The sequence below is a fragment of the Spirillospora sp. NPDC046719 genome, assembly GCF_040645715.1.
GTDB lineage: Bacteria > Actinomycetota > Actinomycetes > Streptosporangiales > Streptosporangiaceae > Spirillospora.
Map to the genome: position 1 here is coordinate 1 of NZ_JBEYYT010000355.1, position 10,089 is coordinate 10,089.

Annotated in this window: 10 protein-coding genes; 6 read left to right on the plus strand and 4 right to left on the minus strand. The window is 73.9% G+C overall.

The window, feature by feature from the left end; genetic code table 11:
* The 4 genes from ABZ914_RS38655 to ABZ914_RS38670 form a co-directional block, all read left to right on the plus strand.
* On the plus strand, positions 1-1,261 hold a 1,261-nt coding region (locus ABZ914_RS38655; protein WP_500199435.1), incomplete at its 5' end, for a YlbE family protein.
* A 29-nt stretch (positions 1,262-1,290) separates the two neighbouring features.
* Entirely contained in the window at positions 1,291-2,199 is a 909-nt protein-coding gene (locus tag ABZ914_RS38660) for an aldose 1-epimerase family protein (RefSeq protein ID WP_500199436.1), read from the plus strand.
* Between the two features lie 119 nt (positions 2,200-2,318).
* Positions 2,319-3,446 carry a hypothetical protein gene (locus ABZ914_RS38665; RefSeq protein WP_500199438.1) on the plus strand — a complete coding sequence of 376 codons (1,128 nt, stop codon included), beginning with the start codon at positions 2,319-2,321 and terminating at the stop codon, positions 3,444-3,446.
* A 154-nt stretch (positions 3,447-3,600) separates the two neighbouring features.
* The gene (locus ABZ914_RS38670; RefSeq protein WP_500199439.1) at positions 3,601-3,861 is read left to right on the plus strand and encodes a peptidoglycan-binding domain-containing protein; all 261 of its coding nucleotides are present in this window, start codon (positions 3,601-3,603) and stop codon (positions 3,859-3,861) included.
* 58 nt (positions 3,862-3,919) lie between these two features.
* Here the strand turns inward: ABZ914_RS38670 and ABZ914_RS38675 are convergent, their stop codons facing one another.
* The gene (locus tag ABZ914_RS38675) at positions 3,920-5,497 is read right to left on the minus strand and encodes an MDR family MFS transporter (protein ID WP_500199440.1); all 1,578 of its coding nucleotides are present in this window, start codon (positions 5,495-5,497) and stop codon (positions 3,920-3,922) included.
* 153 nt (positions 5,498-5,650) lie between these two features.
* Here ABZ914_RS38675 and ABZ914_RS38680 point away from each other — a divergent pair, with 153 nt between their 5' ends.
* Positions 5,651-6,862 (plus strand): DUF6986 family protein, encoded by a 1,212-nt coding sequence (locus tag ABZ914_RS38680; protein ID WP_500199442.1) that lies wholly within the window; start codon positions 5,651-5,653, stop codon positions 6,860-6,862.
* 42 nt (positions 6,863-6,904) lie between these two features.
* Here the strand turns inward: ABZ914_RS38680 and ABZ914_RS38685 are convergent, their stop codons facing one another.
* Complete coding sequence (locus ABZ914_RS38685) at positions 6,905-7,783, minus strand: nitroreductase/quinone reductase family protein (RefSeq protein WP_500199443.1); 879 nt, start codon at positions 7,781-7,783, stop codon at positions 6,905-6,907.
* 90 nt (positions 7,784-7,873) lie between these two features.
* Here ABZ914_RS38685 and ABZ914_RS38690 point away from each other — a divergent pair, with 90 nt between their 5' ends.
* Positions 7,874-8,344 carry a MarR family winged helix-turn-helix transcriptional regulator gene (locus ABZ914_RS38690; protein ID WP_433138371.1) on the plus strand — a complete coding sequence of 157 codons (471 nt, stop codon included), beginning with the start codon at positions 7,874-7,876 and terminating at the stop codon, positions 8,342-8,344.
* Between the two features lie 91 nt (positions 8,345-8,435).
* On the opposite strand, the gene ABZ914_RS38695 is transcribed toward ABZ914_RS38690, so the two are convergent.
* Both ABZ914_RS38695 and ABZ914_RS38700 read right to left on the minus strand, forming a co-directional pair.
* Positions 8,436-9,038: a nucleotidyltransferase family protein gene (locus ABZ914_RS38695; RefSeq protein WP_500199445.1), complete on the minus strand. Its 603-nt coding sequence runs from the start codon at positions 9,036-9,038 to the stop codon at positions 8,436-8,438.
* 21 nt (positions 9,039-9,059) lie between these two features.
* A partial coding sequence (locus ABZ914_RS38700) for an XdhC family protein (protein ID WP_500199446.1) occupies positions 9,060-10,089 on the minus strand: 1,030 nt, incomplete at its 5' end.

The following is a 10,089-nucleotide window of genomic DNA, read 5'->3' on the forward strand; positions in this document are numbered from 1 at the left end:
GGCGCTGGCGGCGGTGCTCGGCGACCCCGGGCACGCGGACGCGAACGCCGAGGCGGTGCGGCGGATGACGACCGCGCGCCCGCACCTGGTGGACGTCCGCCCGGCGCGTGACGTGCTCGGCCTGGAGAAGGGAACGTTCCTGCACGCGGGACCGCCGCTGGAGTGGGACCGCGCGTCCGGGCCGATGCGCGGCGCGCTGATCGGCGCGATGATGCTGGAGGGCCTCGCGGAGACGCCGCGCGGCGCCGAGCGGGAGCTGGAGCGCGGCGCCGCGGTCCTGGAGCCGTGCCACCACCACGGCGCGGTCGGCCCGATGGCGGGCGTGGTCTCCCCGTCGATGTGGATGCTGGTCGTGGAGGACGCCGAGCACGGCGGCACCGCGTGCTGCTCGCTGAACGAGGGCCTCGGGAAGGTGCTGCGGTACGGGGCGTACGGGCCGGAGGTGATCGAGCGGCTCGCCTGGATGGGCGAGGTGCTCGGCCCGGCGCTGCGGGCGGCCGTCCGGCGGCACGGCCCGCTCGACCTGATGGCGGTCATCGCGCAGGCGCTGCAGATGGGCGACGAGCTGCACAACCGGAACCGGGCGGCGACGTCGCTGCTGCTGCGGGAGCTGGCGCCGGACCTCGCCGCCGCCGAGGAGGTGCCGCGCGACCGGGCCGCCGAGGTGCTCCGGTTCGCCGCCGGGAACGACCACTTCTTCCTGAACGCGGGGATGGCGGCGGCGAAGGCGTGCGCGGACGCGGCGCGGGACGTCGCCGGGTCGAGCATGGTCGTCGCGATGTCGCGCAACGGCACCGACTTCGGCATCCAGGTGTCGGGGACGGGCGACCGCTGGTTCACCGGCCCGGCCGGGGTGCCGGACGGGCTGTACCTCGGCGGGTACGGCCCGGACGACGCCAACCCCGACATCGGCGACTCGGCGATCACCGAGACGGCCGGGACGGGTGGGTTCGCGCTGGCCGCCGCGCCGGCGATCGTCCGGTTCGTCGGCGGCGAGGTGCCGGACGCGGTGGCCGCCACGCAGCGGATGTACGAGATCACCCTCGCGGAGCACCCGGTGCTGCAGATCCCGCTGCTGTCGTTCCGCGGGACGCCCGCCGGGATCGACGTGACGCGGGTCGTGCGGACCGGGATCCTGCCCGTCATCGACACCGGGATCGCCGGGCGGGAGGCCGGGACCGGCCAGGTCGGCGCGGGGATCGTCGAACCGCCGTCGAACGTGTTCAGCGCGGCCCTGCAGGCCCTCGCGGAGATCGCGTAGCGGGTCGGGCAGGGGGTACCGTCCGGGGCATGACCGAGTCGATCACCGGAGCGCAGTACGCCATCGGCGCCGGGCCCTACCGGGCCGTCATCACCGAGTCGGGCGCGAGCCTGCGCGAGCTGACGCACGAGGGGCGGCCGCTGGTGCTGTCGCACGGCGCCGACGAGCCGGCCCCCGCGGCGTTCGGGCACCTGCTGATCCCGTGGCCGAACCGGGTCGACCGCGGCCGGTACGAGTACGCGGGCACCGCCTACCAGCTGGACGTGTCCGAGCCCGACCTGGACTGCGCGATCCACGGGCTCGTCCGGTGGGCGGCGTGGCGGGTCGCCGAGCACACCGCGGACCGGGTCCGGCTGACGCACCGGCTGCTCGCCACCGCCGGGTACCCGTTCCGCCTCGACCTGGAGGTCGAGTACAGCCTGGACGCCGCGGACGGGCTGCGCGTCCGGCTGACGGCCGCCAACACCGGCGCCCGGACGGCGCCGTACGGGCACGGCGCGCACCCCTACCTGACGGTCGGCGTGCCGATCGACCAGTGCACGGTGACGCTGCACGCCGACCGGTACATCCCGGTGAACGAGCGGATGATCCCGGTCGGCGGGGACGCCGACGTCACGGGCACCGACCACGACCTGCGCGACGGGCCGGTGCTCGGCGCGCGGAGGATCGACAACGCGTTCGCCGGGGTGCACCGCGACGAGGACGGGCTGGCCTGGGTGACGCTCAGCGGCAACGGCCGGACCGTCCGGCTGTGGGCCGACGACGCGCACCCCTGGATGGAGATCTACACCGCCGACAACGCCCCGGACCCGCGCGAGGGCCTCGGCGTGGAGCCGATGACCTGCCCGCCCAACGCGTTCGCGTCGGGCGAGGGCCTCGTCGACCTCAAGCCGGGCGAGCGCTTCACCGGCACATGGGGAATCGTGACCCTGCCATAAACGCCCCTTGGCGGCCGTTCGCGTCGGCCATCCCGGGGGGACGTCACCATTGTCGTGAGCGGAAATCCGCGACGGCGACGAATTCTCGGTGACGTTTCCTCCGGGGGGATGGCGACGCGATGAACGAGCACTCTCCGCGGCCGCCGTTCGCGGCCAGGTTCCACGAATGGCGGCGCGAGCGCGGTTCGTGGACGCTGTGCGAGCAGCTCCGCTCCAACGCGCGCGAGCTGGAATCCCTCATCGAGGCGCGCGAGGCTTCGACGGAGATCTCCGCGGAGCACGCGAGGCTGCTGCAGAGCGCGCGCGACGAGCTGCGCCAGGCCCGCGCCGTCATCGATTTCGGCACGCATCGGCGCAGCCCGCGGGCCTCGCACGTGACCGCCGCGCAGCTCCACATCAACTCGGGCCTCTCCCTCTGGTTGCGGACCCTCCCGGCGAGGGAGCTCGAGCCGTGCCTGCCCGGCATGTTCGCCGTCGTCAGGCGGCACCTCAGCGCCGAGGACGAGCGCAGGACCGCCGTCGAGCGGATCGCGCTGGAGGTGCGGGCCGCCCAGGAGGCGTCCAAGGACATCGGCCTGGCGCCCGACCGGCTCATGACGATCGTGGAGGCGCTGAAGGCCGCCTGGGACGCCGAACTGCGCGAGAAGCTGCGCGCCCAGAGCTTCGCGCGCCTCGTCCGGTGGATCACCGCCTTCCTGACCGGCCTCGCGGTCGCGGTCGCGGTGATCTCGATGGTCTGGCCGAGGGCGGTGCCGCTGTGCTTCAACCCGCCGGCGGCGCCCGTGCTGGGAGGCGGGTTCGCCGCCGTCTGCCCCACGGCGTCCAGGGAGCGGATCCCCCAGATGGGCATGGTCCGGGCGACCGCGAGCACCGCCGGCCGGGGCGACTACCTCGCCGTCGAGTTCATCGGGCTGACGGCGGCGAGCATCGCCGCGGCCGCCGCCCTGCGGAAGGTCCGGGGCACGAGCACCGCGTTCGGGATACCGATCGCGCTGGCCCTGCTGAAGCTGCCCACCGGGGCGCTCACCGCCGTCCTCGGGCTCCTCCTCATGCGCGGCGGGTTCGTCCCGGGGCTCAGCGCGCTCGACTCGCCGGGCCAGATCATCGCCTGGGCCGTCGTCTTCGGGTACTCGCAGGAGCTGTTCACCAAGTTCGTGGACCGGCAGGGGCAGGCCGTCCTGGCGGACGTGCGGGGCCCGGCGGAGCCGCCGCGCGCGGCCGTCGTTCCCAGACCGGCGCATCCTTGAACGTTGAATTTCCGAACGCCGTATGAATAGCCGCTCGAACAGTCAACCGATCTTATTCGCGGCTATTTGCCGGAATCTGCCCGGGAGCGGATTGCTCGCTTAACGGGCCGTCCGGGAATCTGGATGGGAACCCGACAGAGAAGGGAAGCGACCGATGACGCAGCAGACCGCTCCGGTCAAGGCACCGCCGTTCCCCGGCCGGAACCTCGAGCAGCCGCCGCCCATGAAGGGCGACGACGTCCGGACGTGGCAGGCGCAGATGGGCGGCCGGGGGTGGACGATCACCGTGGACGGCGTCTACGGCCCGGACTCGGAGGACATCTGCCGCGAGTTCCAGCAGCGCAAGCACCTGCAGGTCGACGGGATCGTGGGGCCGATCACGTGGAAGGCCGCCTGGGAGGCCCCGATCGACTAGGGCACGGGCGAGGGGAGACGGCGCACGACGGCTCCGTCTCCCCTCCTCTGCGCGTGCGTCAGGCCGACTCGGTGACCACGTCGGCGGACGGCGCGTCCTCCACCGGGGCCTTCGGCGCGGGGGCGCTGCCGCGCAGCGGGACCTCCTTGATGAACCACGCGACGACGAACGCGATCGCCGCGAGGACCGTCCCGCCGATGGCGATGCCGTGCACGCCGCTGGTGACGCCGGACTCGAACGCGTCGCGGACGGCGGCGGGGAGCTTGCTCAGCATGTCGGGGGTGACGTGCTGGCCGCCGGAGGCGAGCTTGTGCCCGGCGTCCGCGCCGAGCCTGCGCACCGCCTCGTCCTCGAACCGGTTGTTGTAGATGGAGCCGAGGAGCGCGACGCCCAGCGACCCGCCGACGGTGCGGAACAGGGTGACCGACCCGCTGGCCGAGCCCATGTCGCGCAGCTCGACGCTGTTCTGGGTGACCAGCATCGTGTTCTGCATGATCAGGCCCATCCCGAGGCCGACGCCCATGGTCAGGAACGAGCTGGTGAGCGTGCTCGTGTCGACCTTCAGCATCAGCAGGAGCAGCATCCCGCCGGTCAGCACCGCGCCGCCGATGATCGGGAAGTGCCGGTAGCGGCCGGTGCGGGTGATGAGCTGGCCGCTCATCAGCATCATCGCGAGCATGCCGAACATCAGCGGGAGCAGCAGCAGGCCACTGGTGGTGGGGCTCGCGCCCTGGACGGTCTGCATGTAGAGCGGCAGGTAGTTCACCGCGCCGAACATCGCGGCGCCGACCATGAAGCTGAGGATCTGCGCGGCGGTGAAGTTGCGGCTGCGGAACAGCCGCGGCGGCAGGATCGGCTCGGGCACCTTCGTCTCGGCGACGACGAAGACCGCGAGCGCGACGACGCCGACGACGGCGAGCGCGATGATCCGCGCGGAGCCCCACGGGTACTGCGAGCCGCCCCAGCTCGCGACCAGCGTCACGCACACGATCCCGATGGTCAGCAGGGTCGCGCCGACGTAGTCGATGCGGGCCTTGATGCGGGCGGTGTGCAGCCGCATCCCGAACGCGATGACCAGCAGCGCGATCGCGCCGATCGGGACGTTGACGTAGAACGCCCAGCGCCAGCTGAGGTGGTCGGTGAGGAAGCCGCCGAGCAGCGGGCCGCCGACGAACGCGACCGGCATCATCGCGCCGATCAGGCCCTGGAAGCGGCCCCGCTCGCGGGGCGGCACCAGGTCGCCGATGATCGACATGGCGCCGACCATCAGGCCGCCGGCGCCGAGGCCCTGCAGCGCGCGGAAGCCGATCAGCTCGCCCATGTTCTGCGCCAGGCCGGACAGCATCGACCCGACCAGGAACACCACGATCGAGGTCATGAACATGCCCTTGCGGCCGTACAGGTCGCCGAGCTTGCCCCAGATGGGGGTGGCGGCGGCGGTGGCCAGCGTGTAGGCCGTCACCACCCACGACAGGTGCTCCAGCCCGCCGAGGTCGCCGACGATCGTGGGCAGCGCGGTGCCGACGATCAAGTTGTCGAGCATCGCCAGGAACATCCCGAGCATCAGCCCGAAGATGGCGATGTAGATCTGCCGGGTACTGAGCGCCGGGCGCTCGGCCGTCCCGTGTTCGGTCATGGTCACCTTCCCCTGAGGTCCCGCGACACGGGAACCCACTTACTTGCCGCCCGGCTAGTTATAGTAGCCCTAATCCGGAGGAACCGGTCCCGGTCTCCGGTCCGGAAGGGGCGTCTCCTGACAATCGCCCGGCTCTTGGGGGATCATGGCGGGGTGAACCTCAGCGTCTCCTCGTTCGACGACCTGTCCGCGCGCATCGCCGCCGTCCGCGACGAGCACCGCGAGCGCTTCCCCGGGGGCGCCGACGGCCGCCAGCCGGTGCACACGGTCTACGTCCCGGCCGACCGGTTCTCCCGCTCGACGCCCGCCGACTTCGGCGCGGAGGCGCTGCGCCTGCTGAACACCCACACCCCCGGCGCCGGGTCGTTCGGCGCCGCGTTCGGGCTCGACCCGGAGCTGGCCGGCCCGGTCCGCGAGCGGGTCGCCGCCAAGCTCGCCCGCGAGCCGATCGAGGACGTGCGGATCGACTTCGAGGACGGCTACGGGGTGCGCTCCGACGACGAGGAGGACGCGCACATCGCCCAGGTCGTCGAGGCCGTCGCCGCCGCCTACCAGGTCAAGGGGCTGCCGCACTACTGGGGCGTGCGGGTCAAGTCGTTCGCCGACGGCGGCCACGACCGCGCGATGCGCACCCTGGACGGGTTCCTCACCGCGCTGCGCGACCGGCTGGGGCGGCTGCCCGGCGGGTTCACCATCACCTTCCCCAAGGTCGTCGCGGCCGACCACGTCGCGCTGTTCGTCGAGTACCTGGACCGGCTGGAGACCGCGCTCGGGCTGCCGTCCGGCATCCTGCGCTTCGAGATCCAGGTGGAGACCACCGAGGCGATCTTCACCCCGGACGGGCGGATCGCGCTGCCCGGCATCGCGGCCGCCGCGGGCGGCCGGCTCACCGCCGCGCACTTCGGCGTGTTCGACTACACCGCCGCGCTCGGCCTGCCGCCGGAGGAGCAGCGCCTCGACCATCCCGCCTGCGACTTCGCGCGGCACGTCATGCAGGTCGCGTTCGCCGGGACGGGCGTCCGGCTGTCGGACGGCTCGTCCAACGTGATCCCGCGCAACGACGGCCCGGACGAGGTCAACGCGACCTGGCAGGCGCACGCCGCGCAGGTCGGGCACTCCCTGCGGCACGGCTTCTACCAGGGCTGGGACCTGCATCCCGCGCACCTGCCGAGCCGCTACGCCGCCCTGTACGCCTTCCACCTGACCGGCGCCGACGAAGTGATCGGCCGGGTCCGCGCCTGGCACGAGCAGGCCGCCGCCGGCGGGGTGCTGGACGAGCCCGCGACGATCCGCGCGCTCACCGACCGCCTCCGCCGCGCCGTCGACTGCGGCGCCCTCGACGAGAGCGTCCTGCCCGCGTCCTGACCCACGCGCGTCCTGACCCCGCGCGCGCCCAGCCGCCGTGCTCTATGCCCGGTGCGGGCCGGTGCGCCAGATGGGGCCGATGGCGTTGAGCACGGCGCCGAGCTGCTCCTCCTCGTAGGCGAAGTGCGCGTCCAGCTCGGTGGTGATCCGGTCGAGTTCCGCGCGCACACGGCCGGGGTCGGCGGAGCCGAGGTCGTCCACCATGGCCTGGAGCTTCTTGCGGGCGCCGGTCACCTCGACGTGCTCGCGGCGGAGCCGCTCGATGACCGGCGCGAGGCCGGGGAACTGCGCCTCCAGGCGCGGGAACGCGCGGCCCTCCTCGTTGTCGTGGTGCTCGCCGAGCACGTCGCACACCGACACGCAGTGCTCGCGCAGCTGTCCCCGCAGGTCGGGCAGCGGAGCGGGACGCCCGTCGAGGGAGGCGAGGACGGCGTCGCGAAGGCCGGCGAGCTGCGCGCGCAGGTCGTCGTGGATCCGCACCAGTTCGTCGCCGACGGCCCACGCCCGCCCGTCCAGGTGGGCGCGGTGCAGCGCGACGACCGGGATGACGCGGGACGTCTGGCGCTGGTACTCGGCGTAGGCGGGGACGAGTTCGCCCTGCCGCGCGTACAGCCGGTCGCGCTCCTCCCCCTCGACCGGGAGCGCGACGCCCTCGAAGGTCTCCGTCCCGACCTCGACCGTGACGCGCGGGTCGGCGCGGACGTTGCGGTACCACTCCGGGTCGTGGTCGGCGCCGGCGTTGGACGCGAACACCAGCAGCCGGTCGCCGTCGGCCAGGTACCCGAGCGGCGTGGTGCGCCGCCTGCCGGTCCTGGCTCCGGTGGCGGTCAGCAGCAGCAGGTCGGCGCCGGCGAACGGGCCGCCGACCGCGCCGCCGTTCGCCCGGAACTCCTCGATGATCGCCCTGTTCCAGTCGCTCACGAGCCGGTCTCCTATCCTGGACGCACGGAACGAGACTTTGCTTTGCAAGCAAAGTCTTTTATAGAACAAAGCTATTTTGGACGCAGAGGCATGTCAACCGAAGAGAGCGCGGGACCGGACGTCGACGACGGCATCCGGACGATGCTGCTGCTGATGCCGCGGCTGGTGTCGGCGGCCAAGCGGATCCGGGTCCCGGACGAGCTGGCGGCGTTCGACCTGGCGCCGCGCCACCTGTCGCTGCTGGCCTACCTGCTGTTCGACGGCCCGATGAGCGTCAACGAGCTGGCCGGGCGGCTGGAGGTCGCGCCCGCCACGGTCAGCCTGATGGTCGGCGACCTCAGCCGGCAGGGCATCCTGGAGCGCCGCGAGGACCCCGCCGACCGGCGCCGCACCATCGTGAGCGTCGCCGACGCGCACCTGCCCGCGATCAACGGGTGGCTCGGTCAGGGCGCGGGCGCGTGGCGCACCGCGCTGGAACCGCTCACCCCCGCGCAGCGCCGCCTGTTCATCGACACGCTCCTGACCTACGAGCGCGCCGTCACCGAGGCCCGCTCCCGCTGACCCGGCGAGCCGCCACGACGAGCCGCCACGACGAGCCGACCCGACGAGCCCGGCCCGACGAGCCCGGCTCGTCGGCCCGCCCCGCGGCGGGTCAGCGGTCGCCGGTGAAGGCGGCGAGGTCCTCGGGGGTGTCGATGTCGTCCGGGGACGCGACGCTGTCGCAGGGAACGCGGGTCACCAGGTCGGGATGAGCGCGCAGGAAGCCGCGCGCGCCCGTGTCCCCGACCGCCGCCTCAGCGGCGGCGGCGAAGTGCTCCGCCCGCAGCAGGACGGGGTTGCGCGGCGCGCCCCCGTAGGTCGCCACGGCGATCTCGGCGCCCGCGTCGTAGGCCGCGACGAGCAGGGCGACCGCGGCGGCGGTGACCCGCGGCTGGTCGACGAGCGCGACGACCGCGGCGGGGCAGCCGGGCGGCAGCGCGGCGAGCCCCGCGCGCAGCGACGACCCCATCCCGTCCCGCCAGTCCGGGTTCGGCACCACCACCGCGCCGATCACCTCGACCTGCGCGGCGCCCGCCACCACCAGCACCGGGGCGCAGCCGCCGTCGCGCAGCGTCCGGACGCCCCGGTCGACGAGGCGCTCCCCGTCCAGCTCCACCAGCGCCTTCGGGCGGCCGAGGCGGCTGCCCTCGCCCGCGGCGAGCAGCAGCCCGGCCGGGGGCTCCGCGCCGTTCCGGCTCAACTCCTTCGCGGTCATCCGCCGAGGGTAGCCCGCGGATCAGCCGCCGGCGTGGATCCTGCCGCTGGTGTCGGTGAGCGGCCGCCCCGACCCGCCCCAGCGCAGCTGCACCAGCTCCGCCGCGATCGACACCGCGGTCTCCTCCGGCGTCCGCGCGCCGAGGTCCAGGCCGATCGGCGAGCGCAGCCGCCCGAGCTCCGCGTCGGTGAGGCCCGCCTCGCGCAGCCGCGCGAGCCGGTCGTCGTGGGTGCGCCGCGACCCCATCGCGCCGACGTACCCGGCGCGCGTCCGCAGCGCCACCTCCAGCAGCGGGACGTCGAACTTCGGGTCGTGGGTGAGGACGGCGATCGCGGTCCGCTCGTCGATCGCGCCGCCGGACTCCTCCAGGTACTTGTGCGGCCACTTCACCACGACCTCGTCGGCGTCCGGGAACCGCTTGGGCGTCGCGAACACCGGCCGCGCGTCGCAGACCGTGACGTGGTAGCCGAGGAACTTGCCGACCCGCGCGACCGCCGCCGCGAAGTCGATCGCGCCGAACACCAGCAGCCGGGGCGGCGGCGCGAACGAGTGGACGAACACCGCCAGGTCGTCCAGCCGCCGCTCCCCCTCGCGGCCGTAGTGCCGCTGCCCGGTGAGACCCTGCGCCAGCATGCCGCGCGCGTCGTCGTCGACCGCCGCGTCCAGCCGCGCCGCGTGCGGCTCCCCCGGCGCGAGCGAGCCCGCCGCCCGGGCCCGCCAGACGACGCGGGGCGCGCCGATCCGTCCCGGGCCGGCGACGACCGTCGCGACGGCCACCGGCTCGCGCGCCGCGATCGCCTCGGCGACGTCCGCGAACTCCGGGAACGTCGCGGGGCTCACCGGCTCGACCAGCACGTCCAGGATCCCGCCGCAGGTCAGCCCCACCGCGAACGCATCGTCGTCGGTCACCCCGTACCGCTGGACGACCGGCTCCCCGCTCTCCATCACCGACCGCGCCAGCTCGTAGACGGCGCCCTCGACGCAGCCGCCCGACACGCTGCCGGCGACCTCGCCGCCCGCCGACACCGCCATCGCCGCGCCCGCCGGGCGC